Genomic DNA, 16,706 nt, shown 5'->3' on the forward strand with positions numbered 1-16,706 from the left:
CCATTGAACAGGTCAGGTTTTGCGCCCCAGCATACCTTCGATTGCGCAAGGCTTCACGGCGAATGCAGGAAGGCGGCGGCGCAGGAAGGTAAAAAACCTGCACCCTTTCGAGGCAAGCACGTGTGGGCGCTACGCAGGAGCGGGCCTGGACAGGACGCACCAAAATGATCCGCCCGTGCTTCAAAGCGATTCGCCGAGTACCCACTCGTTGGGGTGAACCGGTAACGTTTTGCCACGACTCGGGTTTCGTGTAACGCAAGGCACGGGCAAGCGGTGTGCATTCAGCACAGGCCAAACCGCCCAGGAAGCCCGTCTTTATGCAGCGTTTACAGGCTTTTCACGTTTTTCACGAAAAAATGACATTCGATTACCGGTTTGTGCACGCTTGTTGCAAGCTTCCTCCTATCGTCGGCAACGGCACCCGTGGATGCAGGTGTTTCGCGATAAGAACAGCAGCGATTCAATGCGCATCAAGGAAGCGTTCAAACTTTGAAACCGGTTTGAAGGAAGACAGTATTGAAGTTGTCAGCCCGGTTACAGTTGGGCTGTGAATTTGCGACAGGGAGCTAGCGATTTACGACAGCCTCGTAAAGAAGCTGAAAGGAAAGTTGGGTAAGTATCGTCAATAGGGTCTGCGTGATATAACTTTGCGCCGACACAAAAAAGAAAGAGCCGCCCAGATAAAAATACAGGTGGGACGGCAGTACTCTTCCTAAAACCAAAGGAGCAAATCACGATGCGCGTGATGAAGTGGAGCATGATCGCCCTCGCTGTTTCAGCAGGCACCTCGCAGTTCGCAATGGCGTCCGCCCAGGACGATTCCAAGGGCTTTATTGAAGACAGTACAGCCAGCATCCTGACGCGTACGCTGTATTTCAGCCGTGATTTCCGTAACAACGATACCGGCCAAAGCCGTCGTGAAGAAACCGGCCTGGGCTTCCACGGCCTGTTCAGCTCGGGTTACACCCAAGGCACCGTCGGTGTTGGTGTAGACGTGATTGGCTTGATGGGTCTGAAGCTCGACAGCGGCAAGGGCCGCGCCAACACCGGCATGTTCCCTAACGGCTCCGATGGCCGTGCGCAGGATGAGTTCTCCAAAGCCGGCGCTGCGGTTAAATTCCGCATTTCCAACACCGTGCTCAAAGTGGGCGATCAATACACCACCGCGCCTGTATTCGCCTCCGATGACAGTCGTCTGCTGCCGGAACTGCCGCAAGGCATCTCCATCACCAGCAACGAAATCAAGGACCTGAAGCTGGAAGCCGGTCACTTCACCTCGATCGTTGCCCAGGACCAGACCTACAAGGACAGTATCTCCAGCGCCGAGCCTGGCTCGAGCCGCGGCCTGCGCGACGCCAACTTCGTCGGCGGCGTGTACTCCTGGACGCCTGAAGTCACCACCAGCCTCTACTACTCTAAAGTGGAAGACTACTGGCGCAAGCTCTACGCCAACGTTAACTGGACCCATGCGCTCAGCGATGACCAGTCCGTGGCCGTTGACTTCAACATCTACGACACCAAGAGCGAAGGCGCAGGCCTGGTACGTGCTGACAAAGACGGCACCACCAAGCTCGACAACCGCGCGTTCAGCTTGCAAGGCGCGTACACCATTGGCGCTCACACCTTCACCCTGGCAGCGCAGAAAGTCAGCGGCGACGGCCAATATGGCTACGGCGTAGACGGCGGCGGCACAATTTTCCTGGCCAACTCCATTGCCCGTTCCGACTTCAACGCTGAAGACGAACGTTCCTTCCAGGCTCGCTACGACCTCAACATGGCGACCTTTGGCATCCCAGGCCTGAGCTTCATGACACGCTACGTAACAGGTAGTGGCGCCAACACCAACCTCACCAACAACGGTAAGGAGTGGGAACGCGATATCGAAGCCAAATACGTAGTTCAGAATGGTCCAGCCAAAAACCTGAGCCTGCGTCTACGTCAAGCGACCTATCGCTCCTCTGATAACGTTTATGGTTCGCCATCGCTCGACGAACTGCGTCTGATCGCGCAATACCCGTTGAACATTCTGTAATTAGCCGCTTAATTACAGCGATGGTTTAAGGCTTGGGCCTTAAACAAAAAGCCGCTCCCCTGTTTCAGGAGAGCGGCTTTTTTATTGCAATACTGTTTCAGCAAAACTAACTAGCAAGCTAAGTAACTATGTTCACGGGTTATATTCAATCTTCGCATTTAACCTGACCTGTCGGCCAAGTTAAACGCAACACTTCCCTGTTACTTCGCGGGCGCTTCCTGCATGACACGAATAACTCGCTGTGGAAACGGAATATCAATCCCCGCCCCTTTCAGACGGTCGCGCGCCAGTTCATTGAACATGAACACCACGTCCCAATAATCCGGCGTGTTGGTCCAGCAGCGCAGTGAAACCGTGATGGAACTGTCACCCAGCGTCGAAACCACCGCCGCCGGTGCAGGATCAGCCAACACACGCGGATCCTTTGCCAGCTCCAACAGCACTTCACGGGCTTTCTGCAGGTCGACCTCGTAGTCCACACCCACGTCAAACACCACCTTGCGGGTCGGCTGGCGGTTGGTGTTGGTAATGATGCCGTTGGACAGAATGCCATTGGGCACGATCACGGTCTTGTTGTCGCCGGTGCGCAGCACGGTGTGGAAGATCTGGATGCTGTCGACCGTGCCGGAGGTGCCCTGAGCTTCGATCCAGTCGCCGATGCGAAACGGACGGAACAGCAGAATCAGCACACCACCGGCAAAGTTGGCCAGGCTGCCCTGCAAGGCCAGGCCAATGGCAAGGGTTGCGGCACCGATCGCAGCGACGAACGAGGTGGTCGCCACGCCGATCATCGAAGCCACGCTGACCACCAGCATCACTTTCAATGCAATGTTCGCAAGGCTGGTGATGAAGTGCTGCAGCGCCAGGTCCGCTTTACGCAGGGCCAGCAAACGCCCGACGCGATTGGTAAAGACATTGATCAGCCACCAGCCGATGGCCAGGGTAATCACGGCCAGCAACACTCGGCTGCCGTATTCCATGATCATCGGGATCCAGGACTGCGAGGTCTTGATCAAGTGATCCATTTCAGCGTTCAAATCCATCTATCTTCTCCTCTTGCAATCAGTCGCGGAAGTTATTGAATTGCAGCGGCATGTCGAACGTCTTGGCGCGCAGGGCCGCAATGGCCTCTTGCAGGTCGTCACGTTTCTTGCCGGTGATCCGCACCTGCTCACCCTGAATGGCGGCCTGCACCTTGAGCTTGGCATCCTTGATGTGGGCGACGATTTTCTTCGCCAGCTCCTTGTCGATGCCTTCCTTGAGTACGGCTTCCTGTTTCATCAGCTTGCCGGAGGCGTAGGCGTCCTTGATTTCAAGGCACTGTGCGTCGATCTTGCGTTTGACCAGCGACAGCTTGAGGATCTCGATCATCGCTTCCAGCTGGAAATCGGCTTCAGCGGTCAGGTTGACGGTCAATTCCTTTTCCTTGAACTCGAAGCTGCCCTTGCCTTTCAGGTCATAGCGGCGGTCCAGTTCCTTGACGGCGTTCTCGACGGCGTTGGTGACTTCGTGTTTGTCCAGTTCGGATACCACGTCGAACGAAGGCATGTCATTTCTCCAATATAAGGGGCAGGCTCAGTAAAGATGGAGCGCGCCCGAGCTAAAATGCCGGGGCATTATAGCGATTCTTTCGTCCTGTTCATCGCAGGCGACCCAACGGAGCACAAACCGATGTCGACCACCTGGCACATTCTCGGCGCCGGCAGCCTTGGCACCCTCTGGGCCACGCGCCTGGCGCGTGCCGGCGTACCGGTGCGGTTGATTCTGCGCAATACAGAGCGGCTGGCCAGTTATCAGGCGGGACCAGGGCTGACGCTGGTCGAGCACGGTGTTGCACAGACTTATCCGGTGAGCGCCGAAACGCCCGACAGCCCAGAGCCGATTCACCGCCTGCTGGTGGCGTGCAAAGCCTACGACGCACAAAGCGCTATCGCACAATTGCAGCACCGCCTTGCGCCGCACGCCGAGCTGATCCTGCTGCAGAACGGTCTGGGCAGTCAGGACGCGGTCGCCGCCGAGCAGCCCCACGCCCACTGTGTATTTGCGTCCAGCACCGAGGGCGCGTTTCGCGACGGCGAGTGGCGCGTGGTGTTCGCCGGGCATGGCTACACCTGGCTGGGGGACGCGTCCCGCCCGATGGCGCCGCCATGGCTGGATGAGCTGCACGCCGCCGGCATCCCCCATGAATGGAGCATCGATATTCTCACGCGTCTATGGCGCAAGCTGGCGCTCAACTGCGCAATCAACCCGTTGACCGTGCTTTATCAATGCCGCAACGGCGGCCTGCAGGCGCACCCGTGTGAAGTCGCGACGCTGTGCGCCGAATTGGCCGCACTGCTCCAATGCTGTGGCCAGCCGGCGGCCGCGCAGGATCTTCACGATGAAGTGCAACGGGTGATCCAGGCCACCGCCGCCAATTTTTCCTCCATGTATCAGGACGTGGCCAACCTGCGCCGTACCGAAATCAGCTACCTGCTGGGTTACGCCTGCCAGGCCGCCGCTCGCCATCAGTTGCCCGTGCCCCATCTGCACGCCATGCAGGCACGTCTGGTCGAGCAGTTGGTTGCGCGCGGATTGCCCAGCGACTGAGGCACGCGCTACCCTGCCTGCCTGTCTCTAAACAGCGAACACCCTGATGCCCCTGCGCCAGCGTCTTGAAAACCTTCCGGTCGGCCAGAAACTGCTGGCCGCGCTGCTGGTGCTGCTGACCACCGTACTGCTGGTGGCCAACCTCACCTTTATCAGCGCCGCCTACTGGATTTCCCAGGAAAGCATGGCACCGCAGGCGTTACAGGCCATTGGCCGGCTGGTGTCCAACCCGGCCCTTGCCGCCGAAGCCCTCGAATCGCCGGCCAAGGCCGATGCCCTGCTCAACGAATTGACCAGTTATTCGCCACTGCGCGCCGCCGCGCTGTACGACGGCGAAGGTAATCGCCTGGCGCAGATGCAGCACGGCGACCGCCTGCACTTGCCGGACACCTATCGGCATATCGAGGCGTGGCGCGTCACCGAGTTTCGCAGCAACCAGGTTATCACCCTGCCCCGTCCCGGCCAGGCATCCGGGCATTTGCTGCTGGTGGCCAGCAGCGAGCTGCCTGTGGCGTTCTACACCGGCACCCTCACCGCCAGCCTTGGCATCCTGATTTTCAGTGTACTGTTGTGGCTGGTGATTGCCCGCCAGATCAAGCGGCTGATCACCCGGCCCATCTACGAGCTGGAAGAACTGTCGCGCCAGGTGACACGCGAAGAGAACTACGCCCTGCGCGCCGGGCGCGGCAACCACGACGAAATCGGCAGCCTGGCGGAAGCCTTCAACACCATGCTGTCGCGCATTGAAGCGCGCGAGCAACAGCTTAAGCGCGCCCGGGACGACTCCCAGGCGGCCTATGACCAGGCGCAAGGTCTGGCCGAAGAAACGCGCCACACCAACCGCAAGCTCGAACTGGAAGTGCAGGTTCGCAGCAAGATCGAGAAAAAACTCACCGGTTTCCAGAACTATCTCAACAGCATTATCGACTCGATGCCCTCGGCGCTGATTGCGCTGGATGAGCAGCTGTATGTCACCCAATGGAACCAGGAGGCCAGCGCGCTTTCCGGTACACGCCTGGATGAAGCGCTGAACCAGCCGATCTTCCTCGCGTTCCAGCCGCTCAAGCCGTTTCTGCCGCAGATCAAGGCCACGATCGAGCAGCATGTGGTGGAACGCATCGAGCGCGTCACCTGGATCAAGGATGACGAGCCCAAGCATTACGCCCTGACCTTTTACCCGCTGACGGGCGGCGCGGGGCGCGGTGTGGTGATCCGCATCGACGACATCACCCAGCGCCTGTCTCTGGAAGAAATGATGGTGCAGTCGGAAAAAATGCTGTCCGTCGGGGGGCTCGCGGCCGGCATGGCCCACGAGATCAACAACCCGCTGGGCGCAATCCTGCACAACGTGCAGAACATCCGCCGTCGACTGTCGGCCGATTTGCCGAAAAACCTGGAATACGCCGAACAGGCCGGCATCGAGCTGGCCACGGTCAACCGCTACCTCGAAGGCCGCGAAGTGCCGCAACTGCTTGACGGCATCCAGCAAGCCGGGGCGCGGGCGGCGAAGATCGTTACCCATATGCTCAGCTTCAGCCGCCGCAGCAACCGGCAAATGGCACCCTGCGACTTGCCCGCGCTGATCGATCAAGCCGTGGAAATCGCCGGCAATGATTTTGACCTGACCATTGGCTTCGACTTCAAGGGGCAGGCGATCATTCGCCAATTCGACCCGCAGTTGGGCCCGGTGCCCGGCACCGCCAACGAACTGGAACAAGTGCTGCTCAACCTGTTGAAAAATGCCGCCCAGGCCATCCATCTGCGCGAGGACGACAGCGAGCCCGGACGGATCATCCTGCGCACTCGCCTCAATCCGCCATGGGCCGAAATCCAGGTGGAAGATAACGGCATTGGCATGAGCGAAAGCGTGCGCAAGCGCACCTTCGAGCCGTTCTTCACCACCAAGGAAATCGGCCAGGGCACCGGGCTTGGGCTGTCGGTGTCGTATTTCATCATCACCAACAACCACAAGGGCCAGATGGAGGTGCATTCCACCCTGGGCCAGGGCACCTGCTTTACCTTGCGCCTGCCTTTGACCGGCAGCCAATTGTCCCCCACTGCACTTACCCAACTGGAGCAATGACCATGGGCTTTCGCCTGTCGAAGATCTACACCCGTACTGGCGATCAGGGCGAAACAGGCCTCGGCGACGGCCGCCGCGTACCCAAGGACCACCCGCGGGTGGAGGCCATTGGTGAAGTCGATACACTCAATAGCCAGTTGGGCCTGTTGCTGGCCAATCTTGAAGAGCAGAGCGGCAAGCACCCTGAACTCAGGGACGTGATTGAAGTGCTGACGCCTTGCCAGCATCGCTTGTTCGACCTCGGCGGTGAGCTGGCCATGCCGGTGTACAAAGCGTTGAATGCGGCCGAGGTGGACCGGCTGGAAGCGGCGATTGATCGCTGGAACGAAGAAGTCGGGCCACTGGAAAACTTCATCCTGCCCGGAGGCTCAGCCTTGATTGCCCAGGCACACGTATGCCGCAGCCTGGCGCGCAGCGCGGAGCGTCGGTGTCAGCACCTGAACGCGGTGGAACCGCTGGAGGGGGTCGGGCTTGCGTATATCAACCGGTTGTCGGATCTGCTGTTTGTGGCGGCGCGGGTGATTGCAAGGCGCCAGGGAGTGGCGGAGGTGCTGTGGCAGGCGGCGGCCAAGCCGCACTGATTATGCAGTGCCTTGTCTGGCCTCATCGGGGACAAGCCCCCTCCCACAGGTGACCGCATTCCAGCGTTGGAACCGGGTCAAATCTGGGAGGGGGCTTGTTGCCGATGAGCCCCTTCAGAACACCCTCAACCCTGCGGCCAGAACGCCCTGATACCCGCCACACCCTGAGCCCCTGCCTCCCAGGCCCGCTCCCGCTCGGCAGGCCCTACCCCGCCCAGCAGAAACACCGGCTTGCTGAAACCGGCAATCAACTGCGACGCCTGTTCCCAGCCCAACGGCTGCGCATCCGGATGGGTCTGGGTCGGTTGCACAGGCGACAACGTGACAAAATCCACATCCATCAATTCGGCCAGCGCCAGTTCCTCGGCGTTATGGCAGGACGCAGCCAACCAGCGGTCCTTCGGCAACGGCCGGCCCTTGCTCGCGTATTTGCGCAGTTGCGCCGAGGTCATGTGCCAACCCGCCGCTGGAAAATCCCCCAGCCATTCGAACGGTCCCTTGAGCATCAACTGCGCTTTGCCAGCGCACAATCCCACCGCATCCACCGCCAGGTCGCGGTATTTCGGGTCGTAACCATTGGGCGCGCGTAGTTGAATCAGCTTGGTGCCGGAGGCGACAGCCTGCTGGATGCCACGCAACAGCGTCGGGGTTTCCAGCTCACCGGGGGTGATCAGGTAGTCGGCAGGCAGGCGCGCAGCCGCGACAATCGGCGTGTTGGCTGCGGGAAACGCATAGTTGAGCAGATCCCGAGGGGCCACCCACACCAGAGGCTGCCCTTCGACGCCGTGAGGTTCGCCGGTGAACGACGAGACTTCCCAGACATCCAGCAACACCTGCTTGTCCGGGTAGTCGTGCTGCACCTTGATCAACGGACGCGCCGTCGTGACCTGAATGCCCAACTCTTCCTGCAGTTCGCGGGACAGCGCAGTGGAAACCGACTCGTCAGCCTCCACCTTGCCGCCGGGAAACTCCCACAAACCGCCCTGGTGCTGGGTGTCGGCACGGCGCGCCAGCAGAATCCTGCCGTCGACGCTGCGGATCACCGCTGCTGCTACATGTACTCGTTTCACGCCACTGCTTCCTCGTGTGGTAACCCCTGCAGGCGCGAACGCTCAAAGGGGGAGGGTCATTGTCAGGTGCGATATTCCGCGTTGATCTTCACGTACTCGTGGGACAGATCAGTGGTCCAGATGGTTTCGCTGCAATCACCGCGGCCCAGCTCGATGCGGATGGTGATTTCTTCCTGCTGCATCACTGCAGAACCCTGGGCTTCAGTGTAAGTTTCGGCCCGCGCGCCACGGCTGGCAATGCACACGTCACCGAGGAACACGTCGATCTTGCTCACGTCCAGCTCCGGCACGCCGGCGCGGCCGACGGCAGCGAGGATGCGGCCCCAGTTCGGATCGGAGGCGAACAGTGCGGTTTTGATCAACGGCGAATGGGCCACGGTATAGCCCACGTCCAGGCATTCCTGATGGTTGCCGCCGCCATTGACCTCAACGGTGACGAACTTGGTCGCGCCTTCGCCGTCACGCACGATGGCCTGGGCCACGTCCATGCACACTTCAAACACCGCCTGTTTCAGTGCCGCGAACAGCGGGCCGCTGGCGTCGGTGATTTCCGGCAGGTTGGCCTGGCCGGTGGCAATCAGCATGCAGCAGTCGTTGGTCGAGGTATCGCCATCGATGGTGATGCGGTTGAACGACTTGTTGGCGCCGTCCAGGATCAGGCTGTGCAGAACGTTGCGCGACACTTTGGCGTCGGTGGCGATGTAGCCGAGCATGGTGGCCATGTTCGGGCGGATCATGCCCGCGCCCTTGCTAATGCCGGTGACGGTGACGGTCACGCCGTCATGCACGAACTGACGGCTCGCGCCCTTGGGCAAGGTGTCGGTGGTCATGATGCCGGTGGCCGCTGCCGCCCAGTTGTCCACAGACAAATCATCCAGCGCGGCTTGAAGCGCCCCTTCGATTTTCTCGACCGGCAGCGGCTCGCCGATCACACCGGTGGAGTACGGCAGCACCTGGCTGGCATCCACGCCGGTCAATTGCGCAAGTTTTGCACAGGTGCGCGCAGCGGCGACCAGGCTCTGGCTCGCCGGTACCGGCGTTGGCATTGCCGGTGTTGGTCAGCAGGTAACGAATCGGGCCGGCTACGCGCTGCTTGGCCAAAATCACCGGCGCGGCACAAAACGCATTGAGGGTAAACACGCCAGCGACGGTCGAACCCTCGGCACAGCGCATCACTACCACATCCTTGCGACCCGGCCGCTTGATGCCGGCCGAAGCGATACCGAGCTCAAAGCCGGCAACCGGGTGCAATGTGGGCAAAGGACCAAGACCAACAGCCATGAATGCGCTCCTCAACAATAGATGATGTCTGTGCCGTCTTGATTGACGGTGAGATTAATTGCAAAACGCCGCGACGGCAGAGGCCGGTCGCGGCGCGGGGTGTTGCAGCGTCAGGCGAAAATACTAGTTGATTTCGCCGTGGCAGTGTTTGTACTTCTTGCCCGAACCGCACCAGCACAGTTCGTTGCGGCCCAGCTTCTGATCGTTGCGCACCGGGGTTTGCGCCAGGGCTACGTCGATCTCTTCGCCAAGCACTTGCGGCGCGTCCAGGCCCGGTGCCTCGTCATGCTGGAACTGCATGCGCGCGGCCAGTTCCTCGGCTTCCTGGCGCAGACGCGCCTCTTCTTCGATCGGGTCTTCGCGACGCACCTGAACGTGGGACAGCACGCGAATCGAATCGCGCTTGATCGAATCGAGCAATTCGGAGAACAGCGTGAACGACTCGCGCTTGTACTCCTGCTTCGGGTTCTTCTGGGCATAGCCACGCAGGTGGATGCCGTGACGCAGGTGGTCCATGGTCGACAGGTGGTCTTTCCACAGGTCGTCCAGCACGCGCAGTACGATCTGCTTCTCGAACGTGCGCAGGGCTTCGGCGCTCGCCTGCTCTTCTTTCTCGTTGTACGCGGCCAGCAGCTCGGCCATCAGCTTCTCGCGCAGCGTTTCTTCGTAGAGGTGGTCGTCTTCGTCCAGCCATTGCTGAACCGGCAGGTCGACACCAAAGTCGCTCTTGAGCGCCGCTTCCAGACCGGCAACATCCCACTGCTCAGGCAGTGACTGTGGCGGAATGTGTGCGGTCACGGTGGCGTTGAGTACGTCCTGACGAAAATCGGCAATCGTCTCGCCGATGTTGTCGGCAGCCAGCAACGTGTTACGCATGTGATAGATCACTTTACGCTGTTCGTTGTTGACGTCGTCGAACTCGAGCAGTTGCTTGCGGATGTCGAAGTTGCGTCCTTCAACCTTGCGCTGGGCCTTCTCGATGGCGTTGGTCACCATGCGGTGCTCGATCGCTTCACCGGACTGCATGCCCAGGGCCTTCATGAAGTTCTTCACGCGGTCCGAGGCGAAGATACGCATCAGGCTGTCTTCCAGGGACAGGTAGAAACGGCTGGAACCGGCGTCACCCTGGCGACCGGCACGGCCACGCAGCTGGTTGTCGATACGACGTGATTCGTGACGTTCGGAAGCGATCACCTGCAGGCCACCGGATTCCAGCACGGCCTGATGACGTTTCTGCCAGTCGGCCTTGATCTGGGCGACCTGCTCGGGCGTTGGGTTATCCAGCGAGGCCACTTCCACTTCCCAGTTGCCGCCCAACAGAATGTCGGTACCACGACCGGCCATGTTGGTGGCGATGGTCAGCGCGCCTGGGCGACCGGCCTGGGCGATGATTTCGGCTTCCTTTTCGTGGAATTTGGCGTTGAGCACCTTGTGCTCGATGCCTTCCTTGTTGAGCAGGTTGGACACGTGCTCGGACGTCTCGATGGTCGCGGTGCCAACCAGGATCGGGCGGCCCTGGGCCATGCCGTCCTTGATGTCGTTGATGATCGCCGCGTATTTCTCTTCGGCGGTCAGGAACACCAGGTCGTTGAAGTCCTTGCGCGCCAGCGGCTTGTTCGGCGGGATAACCACGACCGAAAGACCGTAGATCTGGTGGAATTCGAATGCTTCGGTGTCGGCCGTACCGGTCATGCCGGACAGCTTGTTGTACAGACGGAAGTAGTTCTGGAAGGTAGTGGACGCCAACGTCTGGCTTTCGGCCTGAATGTTGAGCACTTCCTTGGCCTCGATGGCCTGGTGCAGGCCTTCGGACAGGCGACGACCCGGCATGGTACGACCGGTGTGTTCGTCAACCAGTACAACCTGACCGTCCTGGACGATGTATTCGACGTTGCGGTGGAACAGTTTGTGCGCACGCAGGCCAGCATACACATGGGTGAGCAGGCCCAGGTTGTGCGCCGAGTACAGGCTCTCGCCTTCAGCCAGCAAGCCGATCTGGGTCAGCATGTCTTCGACGAACTGGTGACCGGCTTCGTTGAGTTCGACCTGACGGGTCTTCTCGTCAATGGTGAAGTGACCTTCTTTGGTCACCACGCCTTCCACTTCCTCGATGTGTTGCTCAAGGCGCGGAATCAGCTTGTTGATCTCGGTGTACAGGCGCGAGCTGTCCTCAGCCTGACCGGAAATGATCAGCGGGGTACGGGCTTCGTCGATCAGGATGGAGTCGACTTCGTCGATCACGGCAAAATTGAGTTCGCGCTGGAATTTTTCTTCCATGCTGAACGCCATGTTGTCGCGCAGGTAGTCGAACCCGAATTCGTTGTTGGTGCCGTAGGTGATGTCGGCAGCGTAGGCGGCGCGCTTCTCTTCCGGCGGCTGGAACGGCGTGACAACACCGACGGTCAGGCCGAGGAATTCATACAGCGGGCGCATCCAGTTGGCGTCCCGGCGGGCCAGGTAGTCGTTCACGGTGACAACGTGCACGCCCTTGCCGGACAGTGCGTTGAGGTAAACGCCCAGTGTCGCCACCAGGGTCTTGCCTTCACCGGTACGCATTTCGGCAATCATGCCTTCATGCAAGGTCATGCCGCCGATCAACTGGACGTCGAAGTGGCGCATGCCCATTACGCGCTTGCCGGCTTCACGGGCAACCGCAAAGGCTTCAGGCAGCAGTTTGTCGAGGGTTTCACCTTTGGCTATGCGGGCCTTGAACTCTTGGGTCTTGGCGCGCAATTGCTCGTCGGAAAGGGCAACCATCTGCTCTTCGAAAGCATTGACCAGCTGCACCGTCTTGAGCATGCGTTTGACTTCGCGCTCATTCTTGCTTCCAAAAAGTTTCTTTAACAAAGGCGCAAACATATCGGCAGGTTCTTCCACACATAGGGATGGAGGGCGCACCGTCAGTGGCCCGAGCAGCCCTCACGGCCGCATGCGAACGCGCATTCTACCCGGAAACGTGGGTGAGGAAAGTGGCGTTGTTCCCAGATGCTGGCATGGGGCTGTGAGAGGGCCTGTTTAAAATAAGGGCTTTTGCGCGAACTTCAACCCATCGGATGCAGAAGTTACCTATTGATTTCACGAGAAAAGCCGGGCATCGGCATTGCCCGGGGCCGCCTGCGTGCTTTCTGTTAAGATGGCCGCTCTGTTACTTAAGGTGTCCGCTCATGGCATTTCGCCCTCTTACAGCCCGCGCCCCCAGCGTGTTGCTTCGCGAAGCCAAGCCGTTGAAAGCCATCTTCGGCCACGCCCAACGCCTGGGACACCTGCAACGCCTGCTCGAAAGCCAGCTGCAACCGGCCGCACGCGAACATTGTCACGTGGCGTCCTGGCGTGAGGGCAATTTGCTGCTGATCGTCACCGACGGCCACTGGGCGACCCGCCTGCGCTACCAGCAAAAACGCCTGCAGCGACAATTGATGGCATTTGATGAGTTCGTCAGCCTGACGCGCATCCAGTTCAAGGTACAGCCGCCCACCGTGCAGCAAGGTGCAGTGGGCCATACCATGGACCTGTCGGAAAACGCCGCCGAAACCATCCAGGCCACGGCCGACGGGATCAGCGATCCAGGTTTGCGCGCGGCACTGGAACGCCTGGCCGCCCACGCCAGGCCCAAGGCCTGAGCCGCTACTTGCGCTTGCTGCCGCCGAGCAACGAGCCCAGCAAACCGCGCACCAACTGCCGCCCCATTTGATTGGCCGCCTGCTGCATCGCGGACTTGAGCGCCTTGCCTGCCGCCGTACCCAGAAACGCGCCGGCTCTGTCGGTGAAGCTCGGTTCCTGGGCGGCAGGCGTAGAGTCTGCGCCTGGCCCCAATTCCTTGCGCGCCATCAGCACTTCATAGGCGGATTCGCGATCGATCGGTTTGTCATAACGGCCTTGCAGGGGCGAGCTGGCGATCAGCGCCGCACGTTCGACCTCACTGAGCGGGCCGATCCGCGACTGTGGCGGTGCCACCAGCACCCGCTGGACGACCTCCGGCGTGCCCTTTTCCTGCAAGGTGCCGACCAACGCCTCACCCGTGCCCAGCTCCGTCAGCACCGTTAATGCATCGAACGCCGGATTCGCGCGGAAACCCTCGGCCACGGCGCGCAGGGATTTCTGCTCTTTAGTGGTGAACGCACGCAAGCCGTGCTGGATGCGCAGGCCAAGTTGGGCCAGAACGGTGTCAGGCAGATCCCCCGGGGACTGCGTGACGAAATACACGCCAACGCCTTTGGAGCGAATCAACCGCACCACTTGCTCCAGGCGATCCTGCAACGCCTTGGGGGTATCGGCAAATAACAAATGGGCCTCATCGAAGAACAGCGCCAGCAGCGGCTTTTCCGCATCGCCGCGCTCGGGCAATTGCTCGAACAGCTCCGCCAGAAGCCACAACAGGAACGTGGCGTACACCTTCGGCGCTTCATGCACCAGGCCGCTGGCGTCCAATAGATGAATACGGCCGCGGCCATCTGCGGCGGGCTGCAAAATATCTTCAAGTTGCAACGCGGGTTCGCCAAACAAAGCCTCGGCGCCCTGCTGTTCCAGCACCGCCAGACGTCGCAGCAGCGCCTGGCTGGAACCGGTATTCATCAATGCCGCGTCATCGCCCAGCAGTTGCGGGTGATAGTGCAGGTGATTGAGCAGCGCCTTGAGGTCCTTGAGGTCCAGCAGCAACAGGCCTTCGCGGTCGGCCACCTTGAAGGCAGCGTACAGCGCCGACTGTTGGCTATCGGTGAGCTCCAGCAGGCTGCCGAGCAACAACGGTCCCATTTCGCTGATGGTGGTGCGCAATGGATGACCCGACTGGCCGTTAATGTCCCATAGCGTGACGGGATATGCCCTGGCGGTGTAATTAATGAAAGGCATGCCGGCGATGCGCTCGGCCACCTTGCCCTGGGGGTTGGCGGCGGCGCCCAGGCCACAGAGGTCTCCTTTGATGTCGGCGGCAAATACCGCCACACCCGCATCGCTGAAGGCTTCCGCCAGGCGCTGCAAGGTCACGGTCTTGCCCGTGCCCGTGGCCCCGGCAATCAATCCGTGACGATTGGCCAGGCGCATGGGCTGGGCGATGGGTTGGCCGTCTGAATCGGCACCGATCAGGAGTTGCGTGGAATCAGGCATTTCGTCACCCATGGTTGATGTCCAGTGCCGCAGACAGGCGCCTGGAATATTAGACATTAGCCGCCTCTAACACACGACGAATAAAATCTGCGCTTAAAGGTCGGTAACGCTTAAACCTGATCAGTCCTTATCAGGCTCGGACTTGCTGCGCTCGCGTTCCCATAACTGGGCGGCACCGGGAAAGTCCGTGCCGTCCTCACTGTTCAGGTCATCCGGGTCATAACGGCTCAAACAGCCCTCACCCAGGGTCGCCGGGGCCTTTGCGGTCGCTTTGTCCAAAGGGTCACTCATGACTCAATCCTCGACATACAGGCAAAGAAAAGGGCCTGGACGATTTAACGCCCAGGCCCTTGATTCTTCAATCGCCGAGATCAGAACACAACTGTCTTGTTGCCATGCACCAGCACGCGATCTTCCAAGTGATAGCGCAGGCCACGGGCCAGCACCATCTTCTCGACGTCACGGCCGAAACGCACCATGTCTTCGATGCTGTCGCTGTGGCTGACACGCACCACGTCCTGCTCGATGATCGGGCCTGCATCCAGCTCTTCAGTGACGTAGTGGCAGGTTGCACCAATCAACTTCACACCGCGCAGGGACGCCTGATGGTAAGGCTTGGCGCCCACAAACGAGGGCAGAAAGCTGTGGTGAATGTTGATCACCCTGCCAGCGTATTCGCGGCACAGTTCAGGCGGCAGGATCTGCATGTAACGCGCCAGCACTACCACATCGGCTTCATGCTGCCCGACCAGACGGGAAACCTCGGCAAACGCCGGTTCCTTGTCCTGCGGGTTGACCGGCACATGGTAGTACGGGATGCCATGCCATTCGACCATGCTGCGCAGGTCGTCATGGTTGGAGATCACGCAGGCAATCTCGCAGTCCAGCTCATCGCTGTGCCAACGGTGTAGCAGGTCGGCCAAACAGTGGGACTCACGGCTGGCCATCAGCACCACACGTTTTTTCTGCTCGGTGTCAGTGATGTGCCAGGTCATCGAAAACTCTTCGGCAATCGGCGCAAACGCCTCGCGGAAGGCCTGCAGACCAAAGGGAAGCGTGTCGGCACGTATTTCGTGACGCATGAAAAACCAACCGCTGAGATCATCCGAGTGATGGCTCGCCTCGGTGATCCAACCGTTGTGGGAGGCCAGAAAGTTACTGACTTTGGCAACGATGCCAACCCGGTCCGGGCAAGCAATCACCAGCCGAAAAGTGCGCATTAGGGGGAAACTCCAGAACTTCGCAAAGGCCGCCATTCTAGCGATTGCGCAGAAAAACTGCAGTATTCCTTCGCGCTTATTCTGCGCTGCCGCTCTGCTGGTGCCCCTTAATTGTGTAAGGTTTTACCGCCTTTAGATAAATGTACAACCTTATGCGTGGGCAGTAAGCGAGAAATTAACAGAATGCCGTTGCGCATACCGCTACTTATTAACTCGATTGCATCGCGTTGCCGCTTACATTCAAAGTAATTCACCTGAATACACGCTTAAATGTTTACTTGAGCAAATTGCCTGACTATTATTGCCCCACTGTCCCTGTCATCCGCGTTCTACATAAGGTAGTCCACATGTCCCTGATCAACGAATACCGCGCCACCGAAGAAGCTATCAAAGAGCTGCAAGCCCGTTTGAAGAATCTGTCCCAAGACGACAAACTGAAAACCGAGCTGGAATTCGAAGGCAAACTGCGCACCCTGATGGGTGAATACTCCAAGTCCCTGCGTGACATCATCGCGCTGCTGGATCCAGAGTCGAAAGTTAAAGCACCGCGTGGCGCTGTGAAAACTACCGGCACCAAACGTGCTCGCAAGGTCAAGCAATACAAAAACCCGCACAACGGTGAAGTGATTGAAACCAAAGGTGGCAATCACAAGACGCTGAAAGAGTGGAAAGCCAAGTGGGGCGGTGACGTGGTCGAAGGTTGGGCTACTCTGCTGGGCTAAGCCTTGCCAGGTACCACCTGTATTT

General features: G+C 59.7%; 13 protein-coding genes and 1 pseudogene. 6 read left to right on the top strand and 8 right to left on the bottom strand.

Features of this window, described 5'->3' with window-relative positions; genetic code table 11:
• Nucleotides 1-736: 736 nt before the first annotated feature.
• On the top strand, nt 737-2,032 hold the full coding sequence (locus VRB54_RS18720; RefSeq protein ID WP_209984255.1) for an OprD family porin: 1,296 nt from the start codon (nt 737-739) through the stop codon (nt 2,030-2,032).
• Between the two features lie 200 nt (nt 2,033-2,232).
• Here the strand turns inward: VRB54_RS18720 and VRB54_RS18725 are convergent, their stop codons facing one another.
• Nucleotides 2,233-3,075 (bottom strand): mechanosensitive ion channel family protein, encoded by an 843-nt coding sequence (locus tag VRB54_RS18725; protein ID WP_338478335.1) that lies wholly within the window; start codon nt 3,073-3,075, stop codon nt 2,233-2,235.
• Nucleotides 3,076-3,094: 19 nt separating this feature from the next.
• Nucleotides 3,095-3,580: a YajQ family cyclic di-GMP-binding protein gene (locus tag VRB54_RS18730; protein WP_076949757.1), complete on the bottom strand. Its 486-nt coding sequence runs from the start codon at nt 3,578-3,580 to the stop codon at nt 3,095-3,097.
• Between the two features lie 123 nt (nt 3,581-3,703).
• Here VRB54_RS18730 and VRB54_RS18735 point away from each other — a divergent pair, with 123 nt between their 5' ends.
• The 3 genes from VRB54_RS18735 to VRB54_RS18745 are packed head-to-tail and all read left to right on the top strand — an operon-like array spanning nt 3,704 to nt 7,285.
• The gene (locus VRB54_RS18735; protein ID WP_338478336.1) at nt 3,704-4,621 is read left to right on the top strand and encodes a putative 2-dehydropantoate 2-reductase; all 918 of its coding nucleotides are present in this window, start codon (nt 3,704-3,706) and stop codon (nt 4,619-4,621) included.
• A 46-nt stretch (nt 4,622-4,667) separates the two neighbouring features.
• Nucleotides 4,668-6,704, top strand: a complete 2,037-nt coding sequence (locus VRB54_RS18740) for a sensor histidine kinase (RefSeq protein ID WP_338478337.1) — start codon at nt 4,668-4,670, stop codon at nt 6,702-6,704.
• Between the two features lie 2 nt (nt 6,705-6,706).
• Nucleotides 6,707-7,285: a cob(I)yrinic acid a,c-diamide adenosyltransferase gene (locus VRB54_RS18745; protein ID WP_338478338.1), complete on the top strand. Its 579-nt coding sequence runs from the start codon at nt 6,707-6,709 to the stop codon at nt 7,283-7,285.
• Between the two features lie 125 nt (nt 7,286-7,410).
• Here VRB54_RS18745 and VRB54_RS18750 read toward each other — a convergent pair whose 3' ends face one another.
• From VRB54_RS18750 to secA, 3 genes and pseudogenes are all read right to left on the bottom strand, one after another.
• Nucleotides 7,411-8,355 carry a Nudix family hydrolase gene (locus VRB54_RS18750; RefSeq protein WP_338478339.1) on the bottom strand — a complete coding sequence of 315 codons (945 nt, stop codon included), beginning with the start codon at nt 8,353-8,355 and terminating at the stop codon, nt 7,411-7,413.
• 62 nt (nt 8,356-8,417) lie between these two features.
• Nucleotides 8,418-9,636, bottom strand: a pseudogene (gene argJ, locus VRB54_RS18755) (bifunctional glutamate N-acetyltransferase/amino-acid acetyltransferase ArgJ).
• A 123-nt stretch (nt 9,637-9,759) separates the two neighbouring features.
• On the bottom strand, nt 9,760-12,495 hold the full coding sequence (secA, locus tag VRB54_RS18760) for a preprotein translocase subunit SecA (RefSeq protein ID WP_338478340.1): 2,736 nt from the start codon (nt 12,493-12,495) through the stop codon (nt 9,760-9,762).
• Between the two features lie 305 nt (nt 12,496-12,800).
• On the opposite strand from secA, the gene VRB54_RS18765 reads away from it, so the two are divergent.
• On the top strand, nt 12,801-13,256 hold the full coding sequence (locus tag VRB54_RS18765) for a DUF721 domain-containing protein (protein ID WP_209984289.1): 456 nt from the start codon (nt 12,801-12,803) through the stop codon (nt 13,254-13,256).
• Nucleotides 13,257-13,260: 4 nt separating this feature from the next.
• Here the strand turns inward: VRB54_RS18765 and VRB54_RS18770 are convergent, their stop codons facing one another.
• The 3 genes from VRB54_RS18770 to purU all read right to left on the bottom strand — a co-directional run bounded on the left by VRB54_RS18770 (nt 13,261) and on the right by purU (nt 15,959).
• Nucleotides 13,261-14,739, bottom strand: coding sequence for a helicase HerA-like domain-containing protein (locus VRB54_RS18770; RefSeq protein WP_338481129.1), 1,479 nt, complete (start codon nt 14,737-14,739; stop codon nt 13,261-13,263).
• Nucleotides 14,740-14,859: 120 nt separating this feature from the next.
• Complete coding sequence (locus VRB54_RS18775; protein WP_338478341.1) at nt 14,860-15,030, bottom strand: hypothetical protein; 171 nt, start codon at nt 15,028-15,030, stop codon at nt 14,860-14,862.
• Between the two features lie 80 nt (nt 15,031-15,110).
• Nucleotides 15,111-15,959 carry a formyltetrahydrofolate deformylase gene (gene purU, locus VRB54_RS18780; RefSeq protein WP_003237644.1) on the bottom strand — a complete coding sequence of 283 codons (849 nt, stop codon included), beginning with the start codon at nt 15,957-15,959 and terminating at the stop codon, nt 15,111-15,113.
• A gap of 347 nt (nt 15,960-16,306) precedes the next feature.
• Between purU and mvaT the strand changes: the two genes are divergently transcribed.
• On the top strand, nt 16,307-16,681 hold the full coding sequence (gene mvaT / locus VRB54_RS18785; protein ID WP_003175830.1) for a histone-like nucleoid-structuring protein MvaT: 375 nt from the start codon (nt 16,307-16,309) through the stop codon (nt 16,679-16,681).
• Nucleotides 16,682-16,706: the final 25 nt, after the last annotated feature.

This window comes from Pseudomonas trivialis, assembly GCF_036864995.1.
In the GTDB taxonomy this organism is placed as follows: Bacteria; Pseudomonadota; Gammaproteobacteria; order Pseudomonadales; family Pseudomonadaceae; genus Aquipseudomonas; species Aquipseudomonas trivialis.

What these genes read in the sequence shown, in the direction of transcription:
- VRB54_RS18720 (WP_209984255.1), top strand. Translation starts at nt 737, where the DNA reads ATGCGCGTGATGAAGTGGAGCATGATCGCCCTCGCTGTTTCAGCAGGC.
- VRB54_RS18725 (WP_338478335.1), bottom strand. Translation starts at nt 3,075, where the DNA reads ATGGATTTGAACGCTGAAATGGATCACTTGATCAAGACCTCGCAGTCC.
- VRB54_RS18730 (WP_076949757.1), bottom strand. Translation starts at nt 3,580, where the DNA reads ATGCCTTCGTTCGACGTGGTATCCGAACTGGACAAACACGAAGTCACC.
- VRB54_RS18735 (WP_338478336.1), top strand. Translation starts at nt 3,704, where the DNA reads ATGTCGACCACCTGGCACATTCTCGGCGCCGGCAGCCTTGGCACCCTC.
- VRB54_RS18740 (WP_338478337.1), top strand. Translation starts at nt 4,668, where the DNA reads ATGCCCCTGCGCCAGCGTCTTGAAAACCTTCCGGTCGGCCAGAAACTG.
- VRB54_RS18745 (WP_338478338.1), top strand. Translation starts at nt 6,707, where the DNA reads ATGGGCTTTCGCCTGTCGAAGATCTACACCCGTACTGGCGATCAGGGC.
- secA (WP_338478340.1), bottom strand. Translation starts at nt 12,495, where the DNA reads ATGTTTGCGCCTTTGTTAAAGAAACTTTTTGGAAGCAAGAATGAGCGC.
- VRB54_RS18765 (WP_209984289.1), top strand. Translation starts at nt 12,801, where the DNA reads ATGGCATTTCGCCCTCTTACAGCCCGCGCCCCCAGCGTGTTGCTTCGC.
- VRB54_RS18770 (WP_338481129.1), bottom strand. Translation starts at nt 14,739, where the DNA reads ATGCCTGATTCCACGCAACTCCTGATCGGTGCCGATTCAGACGGCCAA.
- VRB54_RS18775 (WP_338478341.1), bottom strand. Translation starts at nt 15,030, where the DNA reads ATGAGTGACCCTTTGGACAAAGCGACCGCAAAGGCCCCGGCGACCCTG.
- purU (WP_003237644.1), bottom strand. Translation starts at nt 15,959, where the DNA reads ATGCGCACTTTTCGGCTGGTGATTGCTTGCCCGGACCGGGTTGGCATC.
- mvaT (WP_003175830.1), top strand. Translation starts at nt 16,307, where the DNA reads ATGTCCCTGATCAACGAATACCGCGCCACCGAAGAAGCTATCAAAGAG.